Source organism: Actinoallomurus rhizosphaericola, from assembly GCF_024055675.1.
GTDB classification, from domain to species: Bacteria; Actinomycetota; Actinomycetes; order Streptosporangiales; family Streptosporangiaceae; genus Actinoallomurus; species Actinoallomurus soli.
In genome coordinates this window covers 652,290-678,488 of record NZ_JAMXMW010000001.1, presented here as the reverse complement: position 1 = coordinate 678,488, position 26,199 = coordinate 652,290, and the positions used below count along the sequence as shown (strand labels likewise).

Annotated in this window: 23 protein-coding genes; 6 read left to right on the top strand and 17 right to left on the bottom strand. The window is 71.7% G+C overall.

Translation table 11 applies throughout. The annotated features are described in order from the left end of the window. Positions 1-16 precede the first annotated feature (16 nt). From NE234_RS03230 to NE234_RS03210, 5 genes are all read right to left on the bottom strand, one after another. Complete coding sequence (locus NE234_RS03230) at positions 17-1,627, bottom strand: serine/threonine-protein kinase (protein WP_252776829.1); 1,611 nt, start codon at positions 1,625-1,627, stop codon at positions 17-19. Between the two features lie 157 nt (positions 1,628-1,784). After that, positions 1,785-2,165, bottom strand: coding sequence for a VOC family protein (locus NE234_RS03225; RefSeq protein ID WP_252776827.1), 381 nt, complete (start codon positions 2,163-2,165; stop codon positions 1,785-1,787). A gap of 222 nt (positions 2,166-2,387) precedes the next feature. Further along, the gene (locus tag NE234_RS03220) at positions 2,388-3,188 is read right to left on the bottom strand and encodes an alpha/beta fold hydrolase (protein ID WP_252776817.1); all 801 of its coding nucleotides are present in this window, start codon (positions 3,186-3,188) and stop codon (positions 2,388-2,390) included. A 207-nt stretch (positions 3,189-3,395) separates the two neighbouring features. After that, entirely contained in the window at positions 3,396-5,132 is a 1,737-nt protein-coding gene (locus tag NE234_RS03215) for a serine/threonine protein kinase (RefSeq protein WP_252776815.1), read from the bottom strand. Between the two features lie 128 nt (positions 5,133-5,260). After that, complete coding sequence (locus NE234_RS03210; RefSeq protein WP_252776812.1) at positions 5,261-6,451, bottom strand: ROK family transcriptional regulator; 1,191 nt, start codon at positions 6,449-6,451, stop codon at positions 5,261-5,263. 210 nt (positions 6,452-6,661) lie between these two features. Here NE234_RS03210 and NE234_RS03205 point away from each other — a divergent pair, with 210 nt between their 5' ends. The 6 genes from NE234_RS03205 to NE234_RS03180 all read left to right on the top strand — a co-directional run bounded on the left by NE234_RS03205 (position 6,662) and on the right by NE234_RS03180 (position 12,607). Further along, entirely contained in the window at positions 6,662-7,948 is a 1,287-nt protein-coding gene (locus tag NE234_RS03205; RefSeq protein ID WP_252776811.1) for an extracellular solute-binding protein, read from the top strand. Positions 7,949-7,960: 12 nt separating this feature from the next. After that, positions 7,961-8,932 carry a carbohydrate ABC transporter permease gene (locus NE234_RS03200; RefSeq protein ID WP_252776809.1) on the top strand — a complete coding sequence of 324 codons (972 nt, stop codon included), beginning with the start codon at positions 7,961-7,963 and terminating at the stop codon, positions 8,930-8,932. After that, on the top strand, positions 8,929-9,771 hold the full coding sequence (locus NE234_RS03195) for a carbohydrate ABC transporter permease (RefSeq protein ID WP_252776806.1): 843 nt from the start codon (positions 8,929-8,931) through the stop codon (positions 9,769-9,771). The genes NE234_RS03200 and NE234_RS03195 overlap by 4 nt, the downstream gene beginning before the upstream one ends. Beyond that, positions 9,771-11,231, top strand: a complete 1,461-nt coding sequence (locus tag NE234_RS03190; protein WP_406566928.1) for a glycoside hydrolase family 3 protein — start codon at positions 9,771-9,773, stop codon at positions 11,229-11,231. The genes NE234_RS03195 and NE234_RS03190 overlap by 1 nt, the downstream gene beginning before the upstream one ends. Positions 11,232-11,337: 106 nt before the next feature. Next, positions 11,338-11,805: an RrF2 family transcriptional regulator gene (locus NE234_RS03185; protein WP_252776796.1), complete on the top strand. Its 468-nt coding sequence runs from the start codon at positions 11,338-11,340 to the stop codon at positions 11,803-11,805. Between the two features lie 7 nt (positions 11,806-11,812). Further along, complete coding sequence (locus tag NE234_RS03180) at positions 11,813-12,607, top strand: DNA-formamidopyrimidine glycosylase family protein (RefSeq protein ID WP_252776791.1); 795 nt, start codon at positions 11,813-11,815, stop codon at positions 12,605-12,607. A gap of 78 nt (positions 12,608-12,685) precedes the next feature. Here the strand turns inward: NE234_RS03180 and NE234_RS03175 are convergent, their stop codons facing one another. The 12 genes from NE234_RS03175 to tsaA form a co-directional block, all read right to left on the bottom strand. Then, on the bottom strand, positions 12,686-13,153 hold the full coding sequence (locus NE234_RS03175) for a Dps family protein (protein ID WP_252776788.1): 468 nt from the start codon (positions 13,151-13,153) through the stop codon (positions 12,686-12,688). A gap of 206 nt (positions 13,154-13,359) precedes the next feature. Beyond that, on the bottom strand, positions 13,360-13,731 hold the full coding sequence (locus NE234_RS03170) for a helix-turn-helix domain-containing protein (RefSeq protein ID WP_252776786.1): 372 nt from the start codon (positions 13,729-13,731) through the stop codon (positions 13,360-13,362). A 111-nt stretch (positions 13,732-13,842) separates the two neighbouring features. Beyond that, entirely contained in the window at positions 13,843-15,117 is a 1,275-nt protein-coding gene (locus NE234_RS03165; RefSeq protein ID WP_252776784.1) for a CinA family nicotinamide mononucleotide deamidase-related protein, read from the bottom strand. Then, entirely contained in the window at positions 15,089-15,697 is a 609-nt protein-coding gene (gene pgsA / locus NE234_RS03160; RefSeq protein ID WP_252776782.1) for a CDP-diacylglycerol--glycerol-3-phosphate 3-phosphatidyltransferase, read from the bottom strand. Before pgsA ends, NE234_RS03165 begins: the two co-directional genes overlap by 29 nt. Further along, positions 15,694-17,136 carry a 30S ribosomal protein S12 methylthiotransferase RimO gene (gene rimO / locus NE234_RS03155; protein ID WP_252776773.1) on the bottom strand — a complete coding sequence of 481 codons (1,443 nt, stop codon included), beginning with the start codon at positions 17,134-17,136 and terminating at the stop codon, positions 15,694-15,696. The genes pgsA and rimO overlap by 4 nt, the downstream gene beginning before the upstream one ends. Positions 17,137-17,242: 106 nt before the next feature. After that, complete coding sequence (locus tag NE234_RS45145) at positions 17,243-17,980, bottom strand: helix-turn-helix domain-containing protein (protein WP_252776771.1); 738 nt, start codon at positions 17,978-17,980, stop codon at positions 17,243-17,245. Between the two features lie 142 nt (positions 17,981-18,122). After that, positions 18,123-20,702, bottom strand: coding sequence for an FtsK/SpoIIIE family DNA translocase (locus tag NE234_RS03145; protein WP_252776768.1), 2,580 nt, complete (start codon positions 20,700-20,702; stop codon positions 18,123-18,125). Positions 20,703-20,937: 235 nt separating this feature from the next. Beyond that, the gene (locus NE234_RS03140; protein WP_252776765.1) at positions 20,938-22,617 is read right to left on the bottom strand and encodes a ribonuclease J; all 1,680 of its coding nucleotides are present in this window, start codon (positions 22,615-22,617) and stop codon (positions 20,938-20,940) included. 114 nt (positions 22,618-22,731) lie between these two features. Continuing rightward, a complete protein-coding gene (gene dapA, locus NE234_RS03135; protein WP_252776763.1) occupies positions 22,732-23,670 on the bottom strand; it encodes a 4-hydroxy-tetrahydrodipicolinate synthase in 939 nt (312 codons plus the stop codon). A gap of 453 nt (positions 23,671-24,123) precedes the next feature. Continuing rightward, complete coding sequence (locus NE234_RS03130; protein WP_252776761.1) at positions 24,124-24,315, bottom strand: hypothetical protein; 192 nt, start codon at positions 24,313-24,315, stop codon at positions 24,124-24,126. A 291-nt stretch (positions 24,316-24,606) separates the two neighbouring features. Beyond that, positions 24,607-25,614 (bottom strand): glycoside hydrolase family 18 protein, encoded by a 1,008-nt coding sequence (locus NE234_RS03125; protein WP_252776731.1) that lies wholly within the window; start codon positions 25,612-25,614, stop codon positions 24,607-24,609. A gap of 62 nt (positions 25,615-25,676) precedes the next feature. Then, positions 25,677-26,096: a tRNA (N6-threonylcarbamoyladenosine(37)-N6)-methyltransferase TrmO gene (tsaA, locus tag NE234_RS03120; protein WP_252776729.1), complete on the bottom strand. Its 420-nt coding sequence runs from the start codon at positions 26,094-26,096 to the stop codon at positions 25,677-25,679. Between the last annotated feature and the right edge of the window lie 103 nt (positions 26,097-26,199).

Here is a 26,199-nt window from a genome sequence, read left to right as displayed (position 1 = left end):
GGCGCCGGGTCGCTGGTCAGCGGTGGTTCGGGAGGGAGCGGACGATCTCGCGCGCGGCACCGATCACCCTGAAGTATGCGGCCGCCGAACCGCTCGGGTCGGTGACCATCATCTTCACCACGACGTTGCTCACCCGGAACCAGATGACGGCCGAGCCGCTGCCGTGCATGTCCTCGCCGGATTCCTCGGTGACGGCCTTCTCATCGCCGACGACCAGTTCGCTCCTCAACGGGTCGGCGGCGCGGAGCTCGTTCATCCTGGAGTGCGCGCGGTCTTCCGCCGAGTGCCACCAGGACCGGGTGTACCGGGTGGTCGACAGGACCTGGAGGTCGAGGTTCCCATTGGCCAGGCTCCACCATTCGCAGTGGTCGACGACCGCGTGACGTGGCTGCGGGATCGCCTTGTCGAGGGCGGCCGAGGTGATCCCGCCGCAGGCCGGGAACGCGGAGAACCTCCCCTCGCCGATGATGCGGAACGGGTTCCAGGCCACATTCACCACGACGGCGGCCGCACCCACGAAGACCACGAGTGCGCAGATCAAGGCGATCGTCGCCGGCTTCACCGAAGCGTTCGACCTGACCGGGCGCGTGCCCGGAACGTACCCGGGCGGAGAGGGGATGGGGGGTTCCGCGATGGTCGGTGCGAAACCCGCCCCGTAGGGACCCTCGGGAGGACGACCGCCGGAGTACGCGGCCTGTACCGGCACGGGGCCGTAAGGTTTCTCCGGCACGTCGTACGTTTCGGGGTGTCGCCGGGACGCGGGGTTCACCGTGGTGAGCTCCCCCAGCGCCCGGCCTGTGACCTCGCTCGCCTCGGTCACCGCCCGCAGTCGCCGTCGTGTGACCTCGGCGCTCAGCCGTTCGGCCGGATCCTTGATCAGGAGGCCCTCCAGGACCGGCGCGAGAGGGCCGGCCTGGACCGGCGGCTCGGGTTCCTCTGTGAGGACCATGCCGATCAGGGCGGGGGCCTCATCGGCGCTGTAGGCAGGCTTGCCCTCGGCGGCGAAGTAGAGCACGGCGCCGAGCGACCACAGGTCCGACTCGGGACCGGCCGGGCGCCCACGGAGGCGTTCCGGGGCGATGTATCCCGGCGATCCGATCAGCGTCCCGGTCTGGGTCAGCGCGGTCGCACCCGCCATCGCCGCGATGCCGAAGTCGGTCAGGACGATGCGATCGCCATCACCGATCAGCACGTTCCTCGGTGTGACGTCCCGGTGCAGGATTCCCGCAGCGTGGGCGGTGCCCAGCGCGTCGAGCATCTGCAGGCCGATCGCCGCGACACGGTCCGGGGGAAGCGGGCCGTCGTCGCGGACCAACTGGTCGAGGGACCTGCCACGTACGAGCCGCATGACGATCCACGGCAGGTCGTCCTCGGTGACCACGTCGTACACGTTGATGATCGCCGGGTGATCGAGGTGCGCGGCGGCCTTGGCCTCACGAACGAATCGCTCGAGCATGCCCGCACGGGTCGCATCGTCCAGACCGCTGGGGAGCAGAATCTCCTTCATCGCGACGTCGCGCTCGAGGTACTCGTCCCGGGCGCGCCAGACGATCCCCATTCCGCCGCGGCCGAGCGAGTCCAGCAGCCGGTAACGCCCTGCGATGATCCGTTCTGCGGAACTTGGCATGGCGGGACGATATCGCTCAGGCATCACTCGGCTCGACGCATCGGCCAGAGCCGTCGAATCCGCGGGAGAAAGGCCGACCGCGTCGATGCGGCGGTGTTTCCGAGGGAAGTCGCCGGCTCTCCCTCATGCACCCGGACGCCTTCCGCTACGCCAACCGTCAGAGTGGGGCGAGGCGGGCCTTGAGCAGGCAGAACTCGTTACCTTCCGGATCAGCGAGGACGTGCCACTGCTCTCCCCCGGTCTGGCCGACATCCGCCGGGCGCGCCCCGAGCTCCAGAAGACGTTCGAGCTCGGCGTCCTGATCGCGGTCGGTGGCGTTGACGTCGATGTGCAGCCGGGGTCTTCCGTTCCCCCGATCGTCGTCGCTGCGGCTGAGGATGATCGTCGGCTGCGGACCGCCGAACCCTTCGCGGGGCCCTATCTCGATCCAGTCCTCCTCGCCATCGAGCACGATGAAGTCCAGGACCTCGCACCAGAACCGCGCCAGCACCTCGGGATCGCGGCATTTGAGCACGAGTTCACTGATACGACATGCCATTGACGAAACCTACTCTCAGCGTGGGAACTGCCGGGGTGGCCAAGCGCGGATCTCATGGACTCCCGCAGCGAGAACACGCTCGCGACCGTACCGGGTGAGGCGAGCAGGGACGAGTTATTTCCGGCCCTCGCCCGGCCACACCGCCGTCCCGGCACCACCGGCGGGCGGGCTGGGGCGTGAGCGGGATCGGCCGGGTCAGGCCCTGCCGATCCCCCGCAGCGGTCAGCCGAGGGTGCCCAGGAAGTCCTTGACGGCGGCGCCGAAGCCGTCCGGGTCGGTGGTGTGGGCGAAGTGGTCACCGTCGAGTTCGGCGAGCCGGGTGTTGGCGCGGCGGGTGACGATCTCCCGGCCTTCCTCGGGGGTGATGACCTGGCTGTTGCGGGCCAGCACGAACAGGGCGGGGCAGTCGGTGGACGTCCAGTCGGCCCAGTGGTCGCCGTGCGTTCCCTGCTCTGAGGCGATGGTGTCCTGCGGGTGGAACGGCAGCCGCCAGCCGCCGTCGGCGGTGGGGCGCAGCTTGTCGCCGAGCATCGGGGCCAGCGGGCCGATGGCGGCCAGGAGCGCCGGCCGGTCGGGCGCCGTGTAGGGCATCGACAGGACGAACGACAGTGCGCTCGGGCCGTCGTCGAGATCGCAGACCGGGCCCTCGACGTCGACGATCGCCGTCACGCGCTCGGGGTGCCGGGCGGCGACCTGGTAGGCGGTGATGCCGCCGCCGGAGTGGCCGAGCGTCACGGCCTGCTCGATCCCGAGGTGGTCCAGGAGGGCGATCGCGTCGGCGACGTAGTCGTCGCGGGTGTAGGAGGCGGCCCGGTCGGAGTCGCCGTGCCCGCGCTGGTCGGGCGCGATGACCCGCCACCGCGGCGCCAGTGCCTCGGCCAGCGGTGCCCAGGTCCGGCCCTCGTACAGGTGGCCGTGCAGGGCGAGCAGCGGCCGGCCGGTTCCACCGAAGTCCAGGTAGGACAGACGGCGGCCGTCGATGGGGAACTCGCCGCGGATTCCGGTGACGCTGGTGCCGTTCATGATCGAACCTCCGTCAGGTGTCTGTCTCGATGAACAGCACTCTGTCCGCGGCCGCTGACCATCGGCGCACCGGCCGCTGACGGTTCGCCTTCCCTCTTCGGCCACGCCGGAGCATCGAATCGCCGAGCGCGGGAGTGGACGAGCACGCGGAAGGCCGGCGGTCCGACGCTGTGACCACATCCGGCCCGTCAGCAGGCCCCGAGGCGGTCAGTGGCAGTGGGTCCAGCCGCTGGTCCAGGCGCCCGTCGGTGAGGAGCCGCCCCAGCGGACGCACTTGCCCTTGGCGGGCAGGCGGACCGGGCCGGCGAAGAACGGGTTGGCCGCCGACCGGGAGCCCTGCCCGCCGTCCTTGACCGCCAGCGTCGCGGTCATCCGGGTCTTGTCGCCGTTCGACTTGGGGACCATGGTGACGACGCAGTTCGCGCCGCTGGCGTCGTTGTAGAGCAGGTGGACGGTCGCCCCGCCGAGCCCGTGACTCTCGATCGTGTGGAAGCCGGGGCCGCACAGGCGCTCGGGCGTGTACGGGTTGGCCCGCACCGTCTTCTTCGGGGTCGGCGTGTGCGACGGCGTCTTCTTCCGCGTCGGCCGGTGGGTGGGCGTGTGCGACCGCTTGGCCTTGTGCTTCTTGGTGCTGGGGCTGGGCTCGGCGGTGTTCTGGCCGTCCCCGCCGAAGTGCGTCGCCGCGTACACGACGCCGCCGCCGGCCAACAGGATGACGCCGGCGATGACCGCAGCGATGAGGCCTCCTCCGCCGCGTCTCCTCGGCATCGGCTCGTGGCCGTACGCGGGCGCGGGCGGAGGCGGGGTCACGGGCGGGATGTCGTAGGTGCCGCCGGACGGGTGATGGCCGCCGGCGGATCCCGGTCCCTGCGGGGGCATCCGCCGGGTGGAGGCCGTGGGCGGGCCGGCGGGGGGCATCCGCATCGTGCCGGCGCCCTGCGGGCCGGCCGGGGGCAGCACCCTGGTCCCGGCGCCCTGCGGACCGGCGGGCGGGAGCACTTCGGTGGCACCTCCAGGTCTGCCGCCCGGCGGCAGCACCTCGGTCGCGCCGCCCGTCGCACCGGCCGGCGGGACTGCGCCCACGCCGGGCATGGGTGCTCCGGGCGCGCCGGAGAGGTCGAGGAGCCCGGTGGCGCCCTGCTGGCCCATCAAGGCGTCCATGAGCTGCCGGGCGGTCGGTCGCCGCGCCGGGTCCTTGGCGAGGCAGGCGGCGACGATGCTCCGCAGCCGTCCGTCGAGGGCGCCGAGGTCGGGCTCCTCGTGAAGGATGCGGTGGATGACCGTCGGGATGGACTTGTTGCCGAACGGCGGGGTGCCCGTGGCGGCGCACACCATCGTGACGCCCCAGGCGAAGATGTCGGTCGCCGGGCCGACGCGCCCGTCGGCCAGCTGCTCGGGCGCCATGAAGGCGGGTGTGCCGACGACCTGGCTGGCGGCGGCCGTGCCGGTCGCGTCGAGCGCGCGGGCGATGCCGAAGTCGATCACCACGGGACCGTCCGGGCCCATGAGGACGTTGCCGGGCTTGAAATCGCGGTGGACGACGCCGGCCTGGTGGATGGCCGCGAGCGCGGTGGCCGTGTTGATCGCGAGCCGGTCGAGGGTGGCGCCCTGGCGGGGTCCCTCCTGCCGGAGCTGGGCCTGCAGCGAGGGTCCGGGGACGTACTCGCTGACGATGTAGGGGCGGTCGTCGGCCATGCCGACGTCCAGCACCTGCGCGGTGCAGAACCGGGCGACCCGCTTGGTGACCTCGACCTCGCGGACGAACCGGGCCTTGGCCCCGGAGTCCTCCATCAGCTGAGACTGCAGAACCTTGATCGCGACCGATCCGTCGGCGCCGCGGCCGAGGTAGACGATGCCCTGGCCGCCCTCGCCGAGCCGCCCGATGACCTCGTACGCCCCCAGCCGCCGGGGATCCCCGTTCGTGAGCGGCTGGACATTCGGCACGGCAGGCCTCCCGATAGATCGACACAGTCGCCGCAGAACCTATCAACGCGGCTGGAACGATCTGTACGCGACAGCGGAGAACGTACGCTCGGTGACGCCGAGTGATCAGTCGAGGAGCCTCTCCGGGGTCAGCCGGCGGAGGCGGAGAAGACGTCGTCGCGGGCGCGGTCGACGGCGGCGAACAGGGCTCCGCGCAGGACGGGGTTGCCCTCCACCTCGGTCAGGACGACCCGGGGCCGGGTCGGGCAGATCCGGCCGACGGCCTCCTCGACGAGCCCGGCGAGGCGTTCGCCTCCGGCGCGTCCGACGTCCCCGGCCAGCACGACCAGACCCGGGTCCAGCACGATCGTCACGGAGGCGACGCCGTACGCCAGGCGCGCCGCCAGCTCGCGCATGAACGGGTCGCCGTCCTCCCCGGCCTCGGCCGCCGTCCGTACGCACTCGGTCGCGGTCGGGGCGGCGAAGCCGTACCGGCCGGCGAGCTCGCGGATCGCGTCGGCGCCGACGAGCGCGCCCAGGCCGCCGCCGAGGGCCTTCATCCCCCAGGTCACCGACTCGGTGTCCTGTTCGGGCAGCGGCATGCCCGGCACGGGGAGGTAGCCGATCTCTCCCGCGCCGCCGGAGACGCCGCGGTGCAGCCGGCCGCCGAGCATGACGGCGAGCCCGATGCCGCGGGCCGCCCACAGCAGGGCGAAGTCGCCGACGTCCCGTGCGGCGCCGTCGGCCCGTTCGGCGAGCGCGGCGAGGTTCACGTCGTTCTCGATGGTGACCTCGAGCTTCAGGTCACGGCGAAGCGCTTCGAGGATGCCCGCGTGCCAGTGCGGCATGTCGAAGATGAACTGCACGTCCCCGGTGCGCGGGTCGACGACGCCCGGGGTGCCGACGACGAGGGCGTGCAGTCTGCCGAGGGCGATGCGGGCCGAGCGGCAGGCCCTGACGACGGCGTCGTGGATGACGGACACCGGGTCGTCCGCGCCGTTCGGGTCGACGGTCACCTCGGCGACGGTCTTCCCGGTGATGTCGGCGATGCCGGCCGTCACGCGGTTGGGACCGACCTCGAGGCCGGCGACGTACGCGCTGGAGGGCACGACGGCGTACAGGGCGGCGTTGGGCCCGCGGCCGCCGGCCTGCTCGCCGACGACGGCGACGAGGCCGCGTTCCTGCAGCCGGGAGAGCAGCTGGGAGGCGGTGACCTTGGACAGACCCGTGTTCTGCCCGATCTGTGCCCGGGTGAGCGGGCCCGAGCTCACGAGGAGATCCAGGGCGGATCGGTCGTTCAGCTCGCGCAGCAGCCTCGGTGTCCCCGGGCGACTCGGCATCTCCCCGGCCCCCTTCCGTATCGATTTGATGACGGCCTATTGCTTAGGAAAGTTTCTTGTTAGTTTACAGCACAAGCAACCCGCCCCAAGTTAAGGCACGAGCTCCTCCGGCACCGCCCGCAGGAGCGCCCCACCACCCGCGCATACGACCGCCGCATGATCGACCCCCGTGGCGTATGCACCGGTGGCGTGACCGAAGGGAGTTCCATTATGCGGTTCACGAAGGCCGCCGCCACAGCCGCCGTCCTCACGGTCGCGGTCGCGGGCTGTGGCGGCAACGGCAAGAAGGACGACTCGGCCGGAGGGAAGGACCCGGCGAAGATCGTCGTCTGGCAGATGGGCGACGGCAGCCCGGAGCAGACCAAGTTCCTCGACGGGGTCAAGGCCGAGTTCCAGCAGAAGCACCCGAAGACCGACGTCGAGGTGCAGTACATCCCCTGGCCGCAGGCCACCCAGAAGTTCCAGACCGCGATCGCCGGCGGCTCCGGTCCCGACGTGACCGAGGTCGGCAACACCGACGTGCAGTCCTGGATCGAGCAGGGGGCGTTCGCCGACATCAGCGACAAGCTGAAGGGCTGGGCCGAGGGCAAGGACCTCAACAAGGGCGCCCTCGCCAACGACCAGGCGGACGGCAAGACGTACGCCGCTCCCTGGTACGGCGGCGTCCGGGCCGTCTGGTACCACAAGGACTGGTTCCAGTCGCTGGGCATCCAGCCCCCGACGTCGTGGGCCGGCCTCGTCGAGGCGGCCAAGAAGATTCAGGACAAGAAGGGCGTGCCGGGCATCGCCGCGCCGAGCGACTGGACGAACGGCATCCTCAGCTTCGTCTGGGCCAACGGCGGCGACGTCGCGGTCAAGCAGGGCGGCAAGTGGACGGGCACGCTCGCCCAGCCCCAGGCCAAGGAGGCCGTCCAGTTCTACGCCGGCCTCGTGAACAAGGACAAGGTCGCCCCGGACAAGTACGTCGGCAAGAACGAGCTGCAGGGCCCCCAGCAGGACTTCGCGCTCGGCAAGGTCGGCATGTACATGGACGGCAGCTGGGCCCTCCCCCAGCTGGAGAAGATCAACGGTAAGGACGCCAAGAACTGGGGCGTCTTCCCGATCCCGGGCAAGGACAGCGGTCTCGCGCCGGTCTTCTCCGGCGGCTCCGACCTGGCGGTCTGGAAGGACAGCAAGTACAAGGACGTCGCGTTCGACTACCTGACCACCCTGGACAGCAAGAAGAACGCGCAGGCCTTCGCCTCGACGCTGAAGTTCCTGCCGCAGTTCACCGACGTCCTGCAGAGCGCGACGTACAAGAACGACCCGATCATGGGTCCGTTCGCGCAGGCCGCCGCGAGCGGCGTGAAGTTCACGCCCACGAGCAAGGGCTGGGCCGACTACGAGGGCGCCAAGAAGGTGCTGCCCAACGCGGTCAAGGCCATCATGCAGGGCAAGTCCCCCGACGACGAGCTGAAGAAGGCCGACGAGCAGGCCGGCTCGCTGCTCAACCAGTAAGGGACCGTCTCCATGCTCGACACCGCTCAGCCGGTGCGGCGGACGCCGGGGCGGGACACCGCCCGCCCGGCCCGGCGTCGTCGCCGCCCGCGCTCCGGGCCGTACCTCCTCATCCTCCCGGCGCTCGTGGTCATCGGCGTGCTGCTGATCTGGCCCGTCGTCCAGATCAGCCGGATGTCCTTCGAGAAGGTCGGCGTGCGCCAGCTCCGCGGTGAGCCGGCCGAGAACGTCGGCCTCGCCAACTACCGGCAGATCCTCGGCGACGGGTTCTTCTGGACGACGTTCCGCCACACCGTCCTGTTCGCGGTCGTCGCGGTCGCCGCGACCCTGCTCGTCGGGACGCTCGTGGGCCTGCTGATCAACCGGCTCGGCCGGAAGATGTCGGCCTTCGTCGCGGGCGGTGTGCTGATCGCGTGGGCGACCCCGCCGATCACCGCCGCGATCATCTTCTCCTGGCTGTTCGGCACCACCGGCGGCCTGGTCAACTGGTTCCTCGACCTCCTGCCGGACGCGCTCGTGGGATCCGGCTGGGCGAGCTACAACTGGTTCGCCACGCCGCTGCCGACGTACACCGTCCTGACGATCTGCGTCGTGTGGATGTCGTTCCCGTTCGTCGCGGTCTCGGTGCTCGCCGGGCTGCGGACGGTGCCGCGCGAGCTGTACGAGGCGGCTCGCGTCGACGGTTCCAACGCCTGGCACGGCTTCTGGCGGATCACCTTCCCGCTGCTGCGCCCGATCTTCGGCGTCCTGCTGGCGCTCTCGGTGATCTGGGACTTCCGCGTGTTCACCCAGCTGTTCGTCATGTCGGGCCTGGCCAACCGCGACGCGTTCAACCTGTCGCTGTACGGCTACTCCGAGGCGTTCGGCTCGCTCAACGCCAGGTACGGCCTCGGCTCGGCGATCGCCGTGGTCCTCACCCTCATCGTCCTGATCGTCACCGCGATGTACGCGCGGATGGTCATCCGTCAGGAGGGTGCGGCATGAGGGCCCCGCTGTGGCGCCGCGTCGCGCTGAACACCGCCGGCGTGTTCGTGTTCCTGGTGTCGGCCTTCCCGGTGTTCTGGATGGTCTCCACGGCGTTCAAGCCGAACGGGGAGATCTTCAGCTCCACGCCGCACCCGCTGCCGGAGCACCCGACCCTCAAGCACTTCCGGTTCGTCGTGGACGGCAGCGTCGCCGGGGTCTCCTTCTGGGACTACTTCCTCAACAGCGCGGTCGTGGCGATCGCGACCGTGGTGATCTCCGGGCTGCTCGCGCTCCTGGCGGCGACGGCCGTGGCGCGGTTCCGGTTCCGCTTCCGCACGACGTTCCTGATCCTGCTGCTCGTCGTGCAGATGGTCCCGTGCGAGGCGCTGGTCATCCCGCTGTTCATCGATCTCAAACGGATGGAGATGCTGAACAGCCTGGTCGGCCTGATCGCGGTGTACGTCGGGTTCGCGCTGCCGTTCGGCACCTGGATGCTGCGCGGCTTCGTCGCGGCCGTGCCCAAGGAGCTGGAGGAGGCCGCGGCGCTCGACGGCGCCGGCCCCCTGCGGATCTTCTTCCGGGTGCTGCTCCCCCTCGTCGCGCCCGGCCTCGTCGCGACGAGCGTCTTCTCGTTCATCACCGCCTGGAACGAGTTCCTGTTCGCCTTCACGTTCCTCAAGGACCAGGACAAAGCCACCTTGCCCATCATGCTGCAGTTCTTCTTCGGCCGATCCGGAAACGATTGGGGCCCGATCATGGCGGCGTCCACGCTGCTCACCCTGCCCGTCATCGCGTTCTTCCTCGTCGTACAGCGCCGGATGGTGTCCGGTCTGGTGGCCGGGGCGGTGAAGGGTTGATGAGCGATCCGTCCCTCGAGCGCCTCGTCAACGCCACCCTGCTGGCGCCGTTCCCCGGCGCCACTCCGCCGCGCTGGGTCCTGGAGGGCCTGGAGCGGGGCATGAGCGGCGTGACCCTCTTCGCCATCAACGGCAACGTGCCGGGCACCGCCGAGCTGGCCCGGCTCACCGGGGAGCTGCGGAGGTACGCCGACCCGCTGATCTCCATCGACGAGGAGGGCGGCGACGTCACCCGGCTCGCACATGACACCGGCAGCCCGTACCCGGGCAGCGCCGCGCTCGGCGCCGTGGACGACCCCGCCCTGACCCGGCGCGTGTATCGCTCGCTCGGCGCCGAACTGCGGCAGGTGGGCGTCAACCTGGACTTCGCCCCGTCCGCGGACGTCAACACCGCCGACGACAATCCGATCATCGGGACCCGGGCGTTCGGCTCCGACCCGGAGACCGTCGCACGGCACGTCGCCGCGGCGGTCGCCGGGCTGCAGGAGGCCGGGGTCGCCGCGTGCGCCAAGCACTTCCCGGGCCACGGCGCGACCTCCCAGGACTCCCACCTGGAGATCCCGACCGTGGACGCCGACCTGTCGCTGCTGGAACACCGCGAGCTCGTTCCGTTCCGCGCCGCGATCGAGGCCGGGGTCGCCTCCGTCATGACCGGCCACCTCCGCGTTCCGGCGCTCACCGGGGACACGCCCGCGACGCTCTCGCACGCCGCGGTGACCGGGCTGCTGCGCGGCGCCCTCGGCTACATGGGGGCGGTCGTCACCGACGCCCTGGACATGCGCGCCGCCAGCGACGCGATCGGCATCCCCGAGGCGTCCGTCCGCGCGCTCCTGGCGGGGTCGGATCTGCTGTGCCTGGGCTCGAAGGAGTACGAGGACAGCGTGCGCGCCATCCGCGAGCACATCGTCGAGGCCGTACGCCAGGGCCGGCTGCCCGGCGAGCGGCTCGAGGAGGCGGCGGCGCGGGTCGCCGGGCTGAAGTCCTGGCTCGCCGGCGCCGGGAACGCCGAGGTCGACCGCGCGGTCGGCCTGGAGGCCGCCCGCCGGGCCGTCCGGGTCACCGGCACCCCCGCGGTCTCCCCGAACCCCCTCGTGGTCGAGATCCAGGCGCCGTCGAACATCGCGGTCGGGCCGGTTCCCTGGGGTCTCGGCCCCTGGGTGCCGGACGTGGTGCCCGTCGACGCCGCCGACGCCGGCGTCCAGGGCCTCGTGGAACGTGCCCGCGGGCGCTCGCTCGTCCTCGTCGTCCGGGACGCCCACCGGTACGCCGGGCACCGCGACCTGGTCACGGCGCTGCTGGCCGCGCGGCCGGACGCCGTGCTCGTCGAGATGGGACTGCCGGTCTGGCGGCCGGAGGGGGTCGCGTACGTCGCGGCGTACGGGGCCACGCGCGCCAACGCCCGGGCCGTCGCGGAGGCGATCGGCCTGCTCCAGCCGGTGTCCGGTGACGCTCTGGCGTAGGCGGCAGCCCGTAATGGGAGGGGCGATGGGCAGAAAAACCCGAACGCCGATCGGAAAACCGGGATGCCTGGCGTGATCAGTTCCGTCGAGGCGGGATAATCGGTACATGCGATTGTCCGCCCGGGTCGATTACGCGCTTCGCGCATCCGCCGAACTCGCCGTCGGCGGCGAGCGTCCCGTGACGGCCGTCCAGCTGGCTGAGGCGCAACAGATTCCCCCGAAGTTCCTGGAGAACATCCTCAGCCAGCTGCGCCGTTCGGGCCTGGTCCGCAGTCAGCGCGGTCCGGAGGGCGGCTACTGGCTCGCCCGCCCGGCGGACCAGATCTCGCTGGCCGACATCATCCGGGCCATCGACGGCCCGCTCGTCGGTGTGCGCGGGGAGCGGCCGGAGCACCTGGGGTACGAAGGACCGGCACGCGCGCTGCAGACCGTCTGGATCGCCCTGCGCGCCAGCGAGCGGGCCATCCTCGAGCAGGTGACCCTCGCCGACGTGGCCTCCGGTGAGCTGCCCCCCGGGGTGCAGAAGCTGACCGAGGACCCGGCCGCCTGGGACTCCCCCGCCTTCCGGAGCTAGATTCCGAGTGCCGGAGGGAGACGTCGTCTGGGCGGCCGCCAAGCGGCTGCATACGGCGCTCGCCGGCCGCGTGCTGACGCGCAGCGACTTCCGGGTCCCGCGCTACGCCACCACCGATCTCACCGGCCGTTCGGTCATCGACACGGTCTCCCGCGGCAAGCACCTGCTCACCCGGGTCGAGGGCGACATCACCGTGCACACGCACCTGCGGATGGAGGGCGCCTGGCGGATCCGGCGGGCCGGCCCGCCGCCCCCGCGCGACCACCGTCTCCGGCTGATCCTGGCGAACGCCGAGTGGCAGGCGCTGGGCTACTCCCTCGGCGTCGTCGAGGTCGTGCGCACCTCGCGGGAGGATCGCGTCGTCGGCCACCTGGGGCCGGACCTGCTGGGCCCGGACTGGGACCCGGCCGAGGCGGTGCGCCGCCTGCGGGAGCGCCCGGAGCGGGCGATCGGCGAGGCGCTGCTCGACCAGACGCGGCTCGCCGGCATTGGCAACCTCTACAAGGCGGAGGTGCTCTTCCTGCGGGGCGTGGACCCGTGGTGTCCCGTCGGCGAGGTCTCCGACCTGGAGCGACTGGTCGAGCTCGCCCAGCGGCTGCTCGACGCCAACAAGGACCACCTTGACCAGATCACCACGGGCGAACGCCGGCCGGGCGCGCAGCACTGGGTGTACGGGCGCGCCGGGCGGGCCTGCCGACGCTGTGGCACGCCCATCCGGCGGGCCGACCAGGGCGACCGGCCCGAGGAGCGGATCACCTACTGGTGCCCGTCCTGCCAGCCGAGGCGGACCGCACCGTCCTGAACGACCATGGCGGCGGAGATCCTCCGCCGCCCTGAAATGGTCTTGCGCCGGCCGCCCGCCCGCGGCCGCACCGCGCGCTCAGCGCTGGGCCTCGAACATCCAGTGCTGCTTCTCCAGGTCCTGTGCGACGGCGATCAGCAGGTCCTGGGTGACCAGGTCCGAGTCGTCGGTCGTCTCGATGCGGTCGCGGAACCGCTGGATCATCTGGGCGAGCAGGTCGGTGATCGCGGCGACCACCTTGTCGTCCTGCAGATAGCCGGCGTCCAGCTGGTGGACCTTGGTCGTCTCGGCGACCGTACGCGCCCGGCCGTCCGGATTCACCCCGATCGCCACCGCCCGCTCGGCCACCGTGTCCGCGTGCGCACGGGCCAGGTCGACGAGCTCGTCGAGCTGCAGATGGAGCGAGCGGAAGTTGCGTCCCGTGAGATTCCAGTGCGCCTGCTTGCCCAGCAGGTGCAGATCGACGAGATCCACCAGCGACTCCTGCAGCGCGGCGCCGGTGACCTTCCGCGCGTCGTCGGGAAGCGGGCTCTTCACGGTCGACATCGCCGGGTCTCCTTCTCAGTGAGGTCGATATCCCCTTGTCAGGGGCGACCCTTCCCGCGAAGGGGCCGGGTAACCGTGTGGTCCGGCCCGCGTCGGGGCGCCATCCGACCCGAACCCGTGGACGCGAACCCCCGCGTCCCGGAGACGCGAACGCCCCGGTCGCGGACTTCCGCGACCGGGGCGCTGCGTGCGTTTCGGACGGGCCGTCAGGCCGCGACCATGTCGGCGCGAAGCGCGGTCTCGATCGTCTCGGGGGTGTTGGGAATGGCGTCGGCCGAGATCGCCTCGCCGTCGAGCCGCTCGTGCTCCGGCGGCGCACCTGCCATCACCGGCTCCTGCTGGAGCTCGGCGAGCGCCAGCTGATCGGAGACGTCGCGCAGCACGTGCGAGAGCGGCACGCCGAGGGCTTTGCAGATCGAGGCGAGCAGCTCCGAGGAGGCTTCCTTCTGTCCCCGCTCAACCTCGGACAGATAACCCAGCGACACGCGTGCCGCCGCGGAAACTTCCCGGAGGGTACGGCCTTGGCGCAGCCGCAGCTGCCGGAGTACGTCGCCGAGCAGCTGACGAAGCAGGACCATGTCTCGCTCCCTCCGTGTGTCCTGACTCATCTACCGGTTCCACCGTACCTGTCTTCACGATGCACGTGGCAGACCGAAACTTTCATGTTCGCTTCCGACGTAACGCTGTAATCACCCCGGTTCTTCCCGGTTGCCCGCCGTGACGGACCAACTCTCGCTGAACTCCAGTGTGAGCAGATGACGCCGCAACAGGTCAAGTGCATGGACGACCGTCATCCTGCGAATCGGGCCACGGGAGCGTTCGCCGTCGCCCGCGACGGGCAGCCGCACCGACCGGACCACCGGCGGACCGCCGGCCTCGGCCAGCCCGATGTGCACCGTGCCGACCGGCTTGCCGTCCTGCGGCTCGGGCCCGGCCACCCCGGTCACGGCGAGGCCGTAGGAGGCCCCGAGCCGCTCGCGGACCCCGGTGGCCATGGCTGCGGCGACATCCGGGTGGACCGCGCCGTGCGCGGCGAGCAGATCCGCGGGAACACCCAGGAGCGAATGTTTGAGGGGGGTCGCGTACGCGACCACACCCCCCAAGAACGTCGCGGACGACCCCGGCATTCCCGTGAGCTCGGCGCCGAGCAGGCCCCCGGTGAGCGACTCGGCCACCGCGACGGTGGCGTTCCGCTCCGCCAGCAGGCGGTGGACGACGCGGTCGAGGTCGAGGTCCTCCTCGGCGTACACCGAACCGCCCAGCAGGTCGCGCGCCGTCGCCGTGGCCTCGGCCACCCGGTCCTCGCCGGTGGCCGTGATCCGCACCCGGACCTCCCCCGGCGCCGGGTAGTAGGCGAGCCGCACGCCGGGGAGCGCCTCGACCGGCGCGAGCCGCGCGGCGACCACCGACTCCCACACCGTCGCCGTGCGCAGCACGCGCGCCGCGACGGGGGTTCCGGTCAGTTCGGGCAGCACGTGCTCGTCGACGATGGCGCGCATCTCGTCCGGCACGCCGGGCACGGCGTACGCCACGCCGCCGGGGAGCTCCACGCGCAGGCCCGGCGCGGTGCCGGCGGGGTTGGGCAGCCGCCGGGCGCCCTCGGGGACGTCGGCCATCCGCAGCGCCGACTCGGCCAGCGGCACCCCGCGGGTGACCGCGCGTTCGCGCAGCCGGGCCTCCAGGTCCGGGTCGCGGCGCAGGGCGACCCCCGCGGCGCGGGCCAGCGCGTCCCGCGTCACGTCGTCGGAGGTGCCGCCGAGGCCGCCGGTGACGATGACGGCGTCCGCGCGCTCCAGGGCCTCCCTGAGCGCCGTGATGATCGTTTCGGTGTCGTCGGGAACGACGACGTCCCGGACGACCTCCACGCCCGCCTCCGTGAGGCGCCTGCCGAGCCACCCGGCGTTGCCGTTGAAGATGTCGCCCCGCAGGAGCTCGTCACCGACGTTCAGCAGCTCGACTCGCACGCCCGTCCTTCCAGAGTCTCCACGCCTTGACGAGGTAGTCCAGGCCCGTGACCACGGTCACCACCGTGGCGGCCCCCATGACGATCCAGCGCAGCGGGTCGATCGGGCCGGGCATGACGTACAGCCCGATGGCGATCACCTGCAGCATGGTCTTGAGCTTGCCGCCGCGGCTGGCGGCGATCACGCCGTACCGGATCACGACGAACCGCAGCAGCGTGATGCCCAGCTCGCGGACGAGAATGGCGATGGTCACCCACCACCAGAGGCGGCCGAGCAGCGAGAGCCCGACCAGCGCCGATCCGACGAGCGCCTTGTCGGCGATCGGATCGGCGATCTTGCCGAAGTCGGTGATGAGGTTGCGCCGGCGGGCGAGCTCGCCGTCGAAGCGATCGGTGAGCGACGCCACGGCGAACATCCCCAGCGCCGCGAGCCGCCACCACGTGCCGTCGAGGAACAGCAGCCAGACGAAGAACGGGACCAGCACCAGGCGGACGACGGTCAGCAGGTTGGCGATGTTGAGCACGCCCGCCTGCGGGGCCGCCGGCGGGGAGAGCGGTTCGTCGCCGGCGGAGGTCGTCATGCGCCGTCCACGACGGCGAGGAGGTCGACGCCCATCGCCTCGACGACGCGCGCGCGGACGATCCGTCCCACGGGAGCGTCGCCCTTCAGGGTCACCACCCCGTCGATCTCGGGCGCCTGGTGCGCGGCCCGGCCCTCGCCGGGCTCCTCGACCAGCACCTCCACCGTCGAGCCGATGCGCTCCTCGGCCCGCTGGGCGGTGAGCTCCTCGGCGAGCGAGGACAGGTCGGCGACGCGGGCGTCGATCTCGGCGGCGTCGAGCTTGCCGTCGAAGCCGACCGCCTCGGTGCCCTCCTCGTCGGAGTAGCCGAACACGCCGACGGCGTCGAGGCGCGCGGCGGTCAGGAACTGCGCGAGCTCGTCCACGTCGTGCTCGGTCTCGCCGGGGAAGCCGACGATGAAGTTGGACCGCACGCCCGCCTCGGGGGCCAGGGCGCGGATCTGCTCGAGCAGTCCGAGGAACCGCTCGCGGTCGCCGAACCGCTTCATCCGGCGCAGCAGCGGCCCGCTGGCGTGCTGGAACGACAGGTCGAAGTACGGCGCGACGCCGGGCGTGGCGGCGATGGCCTCGATCAGCCCGGGGCGCAGCTCGGCGGGCTGGAGGTAGCTGACCCGGACCCGCTCGATCCCGGGCACGGCGGCGAGCTCGGGCAGCAGCGTCTCCAGCAGGCGGATGTCGCCGAGGTCCTTGCCGTACGAGGTGGAGTTCTCGCTGACCAGGACGATCTCGCGGACGCCCTGAGCGGCCAGCCAGTGGGCCTCGTCGAGGACGTCGGTGGGCCGGCGCGAGACGTACGCCCCACGGAAGACCGGGATGGCGCAGAACGTACAGCGCCGGTCGCAGCCGGACGCGAGCTTGAGCGGGGCCGCCGGGCCGCCGCCCAGGCGCCGCCGCAGCACGCGCGGGCCGCTCGCCGGGGCGACGCCCTCGGGCAGGTCCGGCGCGTCGAGGGCGGCCGGCGGATCACCGTGGCCCGGGACCTGAACGTCGGCCGCGGACCGCTGCACCGGGCTGAGCGGCAGCAGCTTGCGCCGGTCCTGCGGCGTGTGGGCCCGGTGCGGGCGGCCGGCCAGAACGTCGTCGAGGCGCTCGCCGATGGCGGCGTAGTCGTCGAAGCTCAGCACGGCGTCGGCCTCGGGCAGCGACTCGGCCAGCTCCGCGCCGTACCGCTCGGCGAGGCACCCGGCCGCCACGACCCGCGCCCCGGAGTCGGACGCCGCGAGCAGGGTGTCGATCGAGTCCTTCTTCGCGGCGTCGATGAAGCCGCAGGTGTTGACGAGGACGACCGAGGCGTCGCCGGAGTCGTCGAGCGTCCAGCCCGCGCTCTCCAGGCGTGCCGCGAGCTCCTCGGAGTCGACCTCGTTGCGTGCGCAGCCGAGGGTGACGAGGGAGACGGTCCGGCGCTCCGCCGAGTCGGTGGAATGGTCGGCGGTGGTCACGCGCGGCGCTCCCCTCTCGCGGGGCGCGTGCGCGGCGCGACCGCGGGCTCAGTACGCGAGGTGGACATGCCCCATACGGTACTGGCCCGCGGAAGGCGGCCGGCCGTCAGCCTTTCAGCGGATCTTTCGGGCCGAAGGCGAGCCGGACGACCTGGCCGTCCTGACCAGGCGAGCCGATGTCCTTGCCGTTCACGGTGAGGTGGACTCCGCCGCCGTTGCCGATGACCAGGCTGATGTGCTTCTTGGCCGACCACTCCTCGGTCTGGCCGGGCCGGATGACGCCGCTGAACAGCTGTTTGCCCTTGTCGTCCTGGACGCTGAGCCAGCTCGCCCGCTTGGCCTTCAGGCGTACGGTGACCTCCTTGCGGGGCGCCTGGGCCACGGCGGCGGTGTGCGACGGGCGGACGGTCGCCGACGGGGTCGCGGCCGGTGCGGCGGCCCGCTCGGCGGTCTTGTGCCGGTCCGGTCCCGTGACGACCCTGAAGATGCCATACGCCACGATGAGGACCAGGGCGGCGGCCATGGCGGCGCTCCAGTTCGGCGAGCGCCGTTCCAGGATCTTGACCGGGGTCTTCGCCTCGAAGGCCAGCCGGGCCGAGATCGCCTGCGGCGCGCCCCCGTGCGCGTCGTCGTACTCCTGCACGAGCGGCTCGGGGTCGATCCCGGTGGCGCGTGCGATGCTGCGGATGTGGCCGCGGGCGTAGAAGTCCCCGCCGCACATGCTGAAGTCGTCGCGCTCGATGGCCTGGAGCACCGTCTCACGGATGCGGGTCCGGCCGGCGACCTGCGGGACGCTGAGGCCCGCCTCCTGGCGGGCCTTCGCGAGGGTGCCACCGATCGTCACGACACGCCTCCTGGGAACCTCGTGGCGGTGTTCAGGTCCACGCCGCCGGGTCGCCTCCCCGCTCCGCGATCAGTCTATGAAGGCGGAGCGTGAGAAGCGATCTGCAACGCGCACTAAGTCAGCTACCCCACGATCTCGATCGCTACTCTCCGCGCAGGGTTGCCAGCACACCGGGCAGATCGTCGGGTTTGACCAGGACGTCGCGTGCCTTCGACCCCTCACTGGGGCCCACTATGTCCCGGCTTTCCAGCAGGTCCATGAGGCGTCCGGCCTTCGCGAAACCGACGCGCAGCTTCCGCTGCAGCATCGAGGTCGAGCCGAACTGCGTGGAGACGATCAGCTCGGCCGCCTGGATCAGCAGGTCGAGGTCGTCGCCGATGTCCTCGTCGATCTCCTTCTTGCGCGTCTCCGCCGCGGCGACGTCCTCGCGGTAGTCGGGCTCGGCCTGCTTCTTGCAGTGCTCGACGACCTCGTGGATCTCCTTCTCGGAGACGTAGGCGTTCTGCAGCCGCATGGGCTTGCTGGCGCCCATCGGCAGGAACAGCGCGTCACCCTGGCCGACCAGCTTCTCGGCGCCCGGCTGGTCGAGGATGACGCGGCTGTCGGCGAGGCTGGAGGTCGCGAACGCCAGCCGGGACGGGACGTTCGCCTTGATCAGGCCGGTGACGACGTCGACGCTGGGCCGCTGCGTGGCCAGCACCAGGTGGATGCCCGCCGCGCGGGCCAGCTGGGTGATGCGCACGACCGAGTCCTCGACGTCGCGGGGGGCGACCATCATGAGGTCGGCCAGCTCGTCGACGATCACGAGGAGGTAGGGGTACGGCTGGTAGACGCGCTCACTGCCCGGCGGCGCGGTGAGCTTGCCGGCGACGACGGCCTTGTTGAAGTCGTCGATGTGGCGGTACCCGGAGGCGGCGAGGTCGTCGTAGCGGCGGTCCATCTCGCCGACCACCCACTGCAGCGCCTCGGCGGCCTTCTTGGGGTTGGTGATGATCGGCGTGATCAGGTGCGGGATGCCGGCGTACGAGGTGAGCTCGACGCGCTTGGGATCGACGAGCACCATGCGGACCTCGTCGGGCGTCGCCCGCATGAGGATCGAGGTGATCAGGCCGTTGATGCAGGTCGACTTACCGGCGCCGGTGGCACCCGCGATCAGCATGTGCGGCATCTTGGCGAGGTTGGCGACGACCGTGCGGCCCTCGACGTCCTTGCCGAGGCCGACGAGCATCGGGTGGTGGTCGTTCGTCGCGACCGGGGACCGCAGGGTGTCGCCCAGGCTGACGATGTCCTTGTCGGTGTTGGGGATCTCGACGCCGATCGCGGACTTGCCGGGGATCGGGGAGATGATCCGCACGTCGGCGCTCTTGACGGCGAGGGCGATGTTCTTGGCCAGCGCGGTGATCCGCTCGACCTTGACGGCGGGGCCGAGCTCGATCTCGTACCGGGTGATCGTCGGACCGCGGGTGAAGCCGGTGACCTGGGCGTCGATGTTGAACTGGTCGAGCACCTCGGACAGGGCGTTCACGACGACGTCGTTCGCCTTGGTGCGCGGCTTGACGACCGATCCGGCCTTCAGGACGCCCGGGGCCGGCAGCGTGTAGGACCCGTCACCCGGCGAGGAGGTCGACAGGGTCAGCTGCTCGGTGATCCGCGGTGCCGGTGTCGGGTCCGGCGGCGCGGGAAGGGCCGGCGGCTCCGGAGGCTCCAGCAGCTCGTCCGCGAGACTCGGCCGGTCGTCCTCCTCGAAGATCTCGTCGGCGCGGACGACCTTGGTCTCGGACACGACCGGCGTGTCGTACGGCTGGGCGTGCTCGCCGACCTCGACCTCGGTCTTGCGGGACCGTTTCCCATTCTTTGCGGTCTTTTTCGCCGGCTCCGGCTCGAGCTCCAACGCCTCCGCCTCGCGCAGCAGCATCCGGTCGCGCAGCTCGGCGAGGCGGTCCGGCACCCGGTGCACGGGCGTCGCGGTCACGACGAGGATTCCGAAGCCGACCAGCAGCAGCTGCAACGGAACCGCGACGAACGCGGTAACGGTGCTGGTGAGCGGCGCGGACAGCAGCCAGCCGATCAGCCCGCCGCTGTTCTGCAGGGCGTGCTCGCCCGCGCTGGGGTACGGCGTGCCGTGCGCGATGTGGATGATGCCGACGATGCCGCCGACCAGCGCCGCGCAGCCGATGAGGATGCGGCCGACGTCGCCGTTGCGATCGGGGTGGCGTAGCAGCCGCCAGGCCGGCAGCAGGCAGATCAGCGGCAGCACCATGGCCAGCGACCCCAGGCAGTCGCGGATCAGCCGGCCGAGGTTCTTCAGCACCCAGGTCTGCGGGTCGAACCAGGTCGCCGCGGCCAGGACGATGGCCAGGCCGAGGAAGGCGAGGCCCTGGCCGTCCCGGCGGTGCTCCACGTCCAGTTCGCGGGCCCCGCGCCCGAACGCCCGCGCCGACCCGCCCACGAGCCGGGCCAGGAGCAGCCACACCTGCGCCACGAACTGCCAGAAGCCGATGAACAGGGTGCTGATCGGATCGGGCCGCTGCGGGGTGCGGGGGCGCGCCGCCGGGCGGGACGCGGCCGGTGCGCGCTTACGGGCCCCGGACGCGCGCGCGGGGCTCTTCGCGGCCGGTGCCTTGCCTCCGGCCGCCGGTTTACGGGCGGCGGGCCTTCGCGCCGTGCCGCCACGCGTACCTGAGGAGGAGCCCTTCGCACCCCCGGGCGTACGTGTGGCCATGATGGCGAGACTAGCGGCGCGCCGCCCGCCACCGGTTGAACCTCGCCTTACGGCGTGTCGTCGATCGGCCGTCGCCGAACCGAACCGACCGTCCGATCCCGCCCGGGCACCGAACGGAACCGAACCGACCGTCCGGCCCCGCCCGGGCACCGAACCGAACCGAACCGACCGTCCGACCCCGCCCGGGCGCCGATTCGGTCCGGTCCGCGCGGGACCGGACCGAATCTTCGGGAGATCAGACCTCGACGATGACCGGGATGATCATCGGGCGGCGGCCGAAGGTCTCGTTGACCCATCGGCCCACCGTGCGGCGAACGAGCTGCCGGAGCTGATGGATGTCGTTGATGCCGTCGGCGGCGGCGGTGTCCAGAACATCCTCGATGCGCGGGATGACCGGATCGAAGCTGTCAATGCCGGCTCCGCGGGCGTGGATCTCCGGGCCGCCGAGGGGCTTGCCGCTCTCGGAGTCGACCACGATGACGATGGAGACGAACCCCTCGTCGCCGAGGATGCGGCGGTCCTTCAGCGAGGTCTCGGTGATCTCGCCGACCGACAGGCCGTCGACGTAGACGTACCCGGCGCGGACGGCTCCGACGATCTCCGCCTTGCCGTCGACCAGGTCCACCACGACGCCGTCCTCGGCGAGGATGACGTTCTCGTGGGGGACGCCGGTGAGCTCGGCCAGCCGGGCATGCGCGCGCAGGTGACGCCACTCGCCGTGCACCGGCATGAAGTTGCTCGGCCGGGTCATGTTCAGGACGTACAGCAGCTCGCCGGCCGGGGAGTGACCGGAGACGTGCACGAGCGCGTTGCCCTTGTGGACGACCCGCGCGCCCCAGCGGGTGAGGCCGTTGATGACGCGGTTGACGGCGTTCTCGTTGCCGGGGATGAGGGACGACGCGAGGATCACCGTGTCGCCCTCCTCGATCCGGATCTGGTGGTCCCGGTTGGCCATCCGCGACAGCGCCGACATCGGCTCGCCCTGCGAGCCGGTGCAGACGAGCACCACCTTGTCCGCGGGCAGGTCGTCGATCTCCTTCTGGTCGACCATGATCCCGCCGGGGACCTGCAGGTACCCCAGGTCGCGGGCGACGCCCATGTTGCGCACCATCGACCGGCCGACGAGGCAGACCTTGCGGCCGCAGGCGTGGGCGGCGTCCAGGACCTGCTGGACGCGGTGGACGTGTGAGGCGAAGCACGCGACGATGACGCGCTTCTCCGCGACGCGCACCACGTCGCTCAGGACGACGCCGATGTCGCGCTCGCTGGTGACGAAGCCGGGGACCTCGGCGTTGGTGGAGTCCGACAGCAGCAGGTCGATGCCCTCCGCGCCGAGGCGGGCGAACCCGCCGAGGTCGGTGAGCCGGCCGTCCAGCGGCAGCTGGTCCATCTTGAAGTCGCCGGTGGCCAGCACCAGGCCGGCGGGCGTGCGGATCCCGACCGCGAGGGCGTCCGGGATCGAGTGGTTGACCGCGAGGAACTCGCAGTCGAACGATCCAAAGGACTGCCGGTCGCCCTCGGCGACCCGGATCAGGACCGGCGTGATGCGGTGCTCGGCGAGCTTGGCCTCCAGCAGCGCGAGGGTCAGCCGGGAGCCCACGACGGGGATGTCCGGCCGCTCGCGCAGGAGGTACGGCACGGCGCCGATGTGATCCTCGTGCCCGTGGGTCAGGACCACCGCCGCGACGTCGTCGAGGCGGTCCCGGATGTAGTCGAAGTCCGGCAGGATCAGGTCGACGCCGGGCTGCTCCGTCTCGGGGAACAGCACGCCGCAGTCGACGATCAGCAACCGGCCGTCGTACTCGAACACCGTCATGTTGCGGCCGATCTCGCCGAGGCCGCCGAGCGGCACGATCCGCAGGCCGCCCTGGACGAGCGGCCGCGGAGTACCGAGACCGGGATGCGGATGACTCATCGCCACGCCCCCTCGCCTGATCGCGCGGGGGCGTGGTCATGCGCGTTGGTCACGCGCCCTCCTACCTATTCAGCGGCTCGCCTCTCCGGCGATGCCTTGGAACCTGTGGTCCGCTCACGGACCCTCCACGATCTTGACGCCGCCGGCGATGAGGTCCTCGCGCAGCGCGGCGGTGAACTCCGGCGTCGCGTCCACCAGGGGCGGGCGGACGGTGCCACCGGGCAGCCCCAGCAGGGACAGCGCGGCCTTGGTGGCGATGACGCCCTGGGTGCGGGTCATGACGGCGGTGATGACGGGCAGGAGCCTGCGGTGGATCTCCGTGGCGCGCCGGACGTCGCCGCCGAGGAACGCGTCGATCATCTCGCGCAGGTCGGCGCCGACGACGTGGCCGACCACGCTCACGAACCCGGCCGCGCCGACCGACAGCCAGGGCAGGTTGAGCGCGTCGTCGCCGGAGTAGAACACCAGGTCCGTCTCCGCCATCAGCTTCGAGGCCCCGAACAGGTCGCCCTTCGCCTCCTTCACCGCGATGATCCGCGGGTGGTCGGCGAGCCGCAGCAGCGTCTCGGCCGCGATGGGCGTGCCGGTACGGCCGGGGATGTCATAGAGCATGACCGGCAGGCCGGTCGCGTCGGCCACCGTGGTGAAGTGGCGCGCGAGTCCTTCCTGCGGCGGCTTGTTGTAGTACGGGGTGACGACCAGGAGGCCGTGGGCACCGGCCTGCTCGGCCTGGCGCGCCAGCCTCAGCGTGTGCTCGGTGTGGTTCGTGCCGACGCCGGCGACGATCGTCGCGCGGTCGCCGACCGCCTCGAGGACGGTGCGCAGCAGGCGCTCGTCCTCCTCGTCGCTCGTCGTGGGCGACTCTCCCGTGGTCCCGCTGATGACGAGGCCGTCGTTGCGCTGCTCGTCCACCAGGTAGGCGGCCAGCCGTGCCGCCCCGTCGTAGTCGATGGTGCCGTCGGCGGCCATGGGGGTGACCATCGCGGTCAGCATCCGGCCGAAGGGCGCGGAGTCGTCACGTCCCTGCGACAGGGCGTTCGTGCTGGGTGCCATGTTCCGAACTTACCGGGCATCGGCGGTGGCCGGGAGCCGCGGGGACCTCCGTGTCGTCCGACCCGGATCTCGGCCCGGCCTCGTCCCGGGGCGCGGAACCGCCCGTGTCAGCGGGGTCTTCGGCCCGTTCGGACGGCCGTGACGAGGAAGACGCCGCCAGAACACGCTCGGGGGTACGCGTTCTGACGACGTCACCTTCAGCATCGGAATTCAGAAAACCGGCGTTACCGGAGAACCTTCACGGGCTCTCGTACGTTGGAGTGGTTGGGACGGGGTTCCGCCGGGGTCTGGCGGGGCTGGCGGAGCTCCTCCCGGCGGAGGATGCGCGCCTCGGTGGCAGGGGTCTGGGGCTCTCCGCGCCGGTCACCCACCCGACCGGCGCACCGGCCACCGAGGCGCGCGCATCCGCGCCTGGAGGTGTCCGGTGGATCGCACCGGACACCCACGAGCCCGTCAGGCGTCCTGCCGGGCGCCGAGATGCTCACGCAGCTTCAGCTCGAGTTCATCCCTGCTCCGCGCGCGCAGGCACTCGTTGCGGCGTACCGCCCACCAGTGCCCGGAGCCTCCGAGTCCGAACCGCCAACCGGAGTAATCGGCCGTCAGCTGCTGCAGCTGAAGGGCCGCCCCCTGGACAGTGTCCTCCATGTGCATCTCTCCCGAACCTCCCACACCGCCAGCCGCGGCGATCCGCACCACGGTCGCCGGAAATCCTTCCCCGTGTGAGGACGAATCGACCACATGGCCGCGAGCGGTCAGGAGGTCCACAGGGAAGGTCTTCACCTGCGAAGACGAGTCATTTAATCAGCTTTTGCGGCATGTATCGCAAGGGTCAGATTTGGTTGTCCGCCGGCGTCCACGCGCCCGCTGACGGACGGTGCCCACACGCGTACGGCGGGACGTGATCGGGCGGCCGGCGGCGCGCTCTCCGGGACCGGGTCAGCGCGGTTCGCCGAGCCACCCGGCGCGGTACGCCGCCCAGTCCCGGTCGTCCGTCGTCCAGTCGGCGTACACGGCCACGCCGTACGGCCGCCGGGGCGGGCGGCGCAGCCGCGCGACGCCCTGCCGGACGCCGCGCAGCGCGGTGGGCAGGTCCTCGGCCCACGGGGTCGGCGACCGGTAGGTCGGCACTCCCATGAAGACGGTCACGCGATCGCCGATCAGCGACAGCACCCGCTCGGTGTGGTGGGCGAAGTGCCATCCGGCGAGCGCCCGCGTCGGCGCCTCCGAGTCGTACGTCATGATCGCCACCTGATCGACGCTGTCCGCGACCGCCTTCAGGTACGCCGCCGTGGGCCGCGGCGGATAGTGGGCCGCCCCGCGCGGCAGGACGAGCCGGAACAGCGGCTGCGTCCAGTCGGCGAGCCCCGGCTGCTCCAGCGCGACCGACAGCAGCCGTCCCCGGGCCCGGGTGAGCTCGCGGGTGCGCGCCAGCAGATCGAGGAAGTCCCGGTCGTCGGGGTAGATCGGCTCGATGTCGTAGTGGATGCCGGCGAAGCCGAGGTCCAGCAGGGCGCGGTCGGTGTTCAGGACGTTCGCCCGCGTCTCCGCCGCGCGCAGGTCCAGCGGGCCGCCACCGGAACGCTCGACCTGCCCGACGTACGCCTGGGCGCGCACGCCCGGCGCGAGCCGGCGCAGCGCCCCGAGCAGTTCGGCGGCGTGGCCGTACCGCGCCGGCGGGATCCTCCCGTCGCCGGTCAGCGGGCCGACGTGGAAGAAGACATCGGTGATCCGACCTCGGGTGAGGATGCCGGCGAGGGCGCGGTACTCGCTCTCGGCGTGCGCCTCCCCCACCCACTGGTGCCGGGCCCACAGCGCGTTCGCGGTGCCGCCGTACACCGGTGGCTCCGGCTGCCACCGGAACCAGGCGTAGCCGAAGAAGATCATCGGTGCGCCGAGCACGGTCGCGCAGACCCATGCCACCGCGCGGGCGAGTCGCCGCGTCATGCCCCTCCTCGATCAGGGGTTGGGACGCCCGGAACCACCCGCGGGTTCGCCGCAGCGCGCGATCAGCGTTCGGCGACGTTCTGGTCGAGGACGGGCTTGACGTCGACGATGGGCGTTCCGTCCAGGGCTTCGAGGTCCTTGACCAGGACGCGCAGGCCGTCGATCGCCAGAACCGTCACGCGGTGCAGGCCGACCGGGTTCGGCCGGTCCGGCGAACGCGTGCTGAACACCCCCTGCGGCGGCCGGGCCAGGTCGCCGCGCGGGTGGACGACCAGGACGTCGCGGGACGCCCGGTCGAACCACGTCAGCACGATGACCTGGGCGCCGACGGTCAGGTCGCGCAGCCCCTCCCGGACGTCCTCGCGGAAGACCAGCCAGGCGTCCGGCGCGCCCTCGTCGCCCTGCCGGGGTGCCGTGGCCCGGTCGGTCAGCGGCGACTCGACCCGGCCGATCGGATGCATCTCGTACGAACCGTCGCCCACCGTTCTCCTCATGATCGCGTTGGCGGGCCCCCATCATGGCGCGCGGCGTCGGGGGCGGTGCGCGGTTTCGGCCATGACGAGAGCACGGTCGGCTCGGTTCGGC

Bases quoted from the DNA above. Each gene is read 5' to 3' on its own strand.
- NE234_RS03230 (WP_252776829.1), bottom strand. From the start codon at position 1,627: ATGCCAAGTTCCGCAGAACGGATCATCGCAGGGCGTTACCGGCTGCTG.
- NE234_RS03225 (WP_252776827.1), bottom strand. From the start codon at position 2,165: ATGGCATGTCGTATCAGTGAACTCGTGCTCAAATGCCGCGATCCCGAG.
- NE234_RS03220 (WP_252776817.1), bottom strand. From the start codon at position 3,188: ATGAACGGCACCAGCGTCACCGGAATCCGCGGCGAGTTCCCCATCGAC.
- NE234_RS03210 (WP_252776812.1), bottom strand. From the start codon at position 6,451: ATGCCGAGTCGCCCGGGGACACCGAGGCTGCTGCGCGAGCTGAACGAC.
- NE234_RS03205 (WP_252776811.1), top strand. From the start codon at position 6,662: ATGCGGTTCACGAAGGCCGCCGCCACAGCCGCCGTCCTCACGGTCGCG.
- NE234_RS03200 (WP_252776809.1), top strand. From the start codon at position 7,961: ATGCTCGACACCGCTCAGCCGGTGCGGCGGACGCCGGGGCGGGACACC.
- NE234_RS03195 (WP_252776806.1), top strand. From the start codon at position 8,929: ATGAGGGCCCCGCTGTGGCGCCGCGTCGCGCTGAACACCGCCGGCGTG.
- NE234_RS03190 (WP_406566928.1), top strand. From the start codon at position 9,771: ATGAGCGATCCGTCCCTCGAGCGCCTCGTCAACGCCACCCTGCTGGCG.
- NE234_RS03185 (WP_252776796.1), top strand. From the start codon at position 11,338: ATGCGATTGTCCGCCCGGGTCGATTACGCGCTTCGCGCATCCGCCGAA.
- NE234_RS03175 (WP_252776788.1), bottom strand. From the start codon at position 13,153: ATGTCGACCGTGAAGAGCCCGCTTCCCGACGACGCGCGGAAGGTCACC.
- NE234_RS03170 (WP_252776786.1), bottom strand. From the start codon at position 13,731: ATGGTCCTGCTTCGTCAGCTGCTCGGCGACGTACTCCGGCAGCTGCGG.
- pgsA (WP_252776782.1), bottom strand. From the start codon at position 15,697: ATGACGACCTCCGCCGGCGACGAACCGCTCTCCCCGCCGGCGGCCCCG.
- NE234_RS03145 (WP_252776768.1), bottom strand. From the start codon at position 20,702: ATGGCCACACGTACGCCCGGGGGTGCGAAGGGCTCCTCCTCAGGTACG.
- NE234_RS03140 (WP_252776765.1), bottom strand. From the start codon at position 22,617: ATGAGTCATCCGCATCCCGGTCTCGGTACTCCGCGGCCGCTCGTCCAG.
- dapA (WP_252776763.1), bottom strand. From the start codon at position 23,670: ATGGCACCCAGCACGAACGCCCTGTCGCAGGGACGTGACGACTCCGCG.
- NE234_RS03130 (WP_252776761.1), bottom strand. From the start codon at position 24,315: ATGGAGGACACTGTCCAGGGGGCGGCCCTTCAGCTGCAGCAGCTGACG.
- NE234_RS03125 (WP_252776731.1), bottom strand. From the start codon at position 25,614: ATGACGCGGCGACTCGCCCGCGCGGTGGCATGGGTCTGCGCGACCGTG.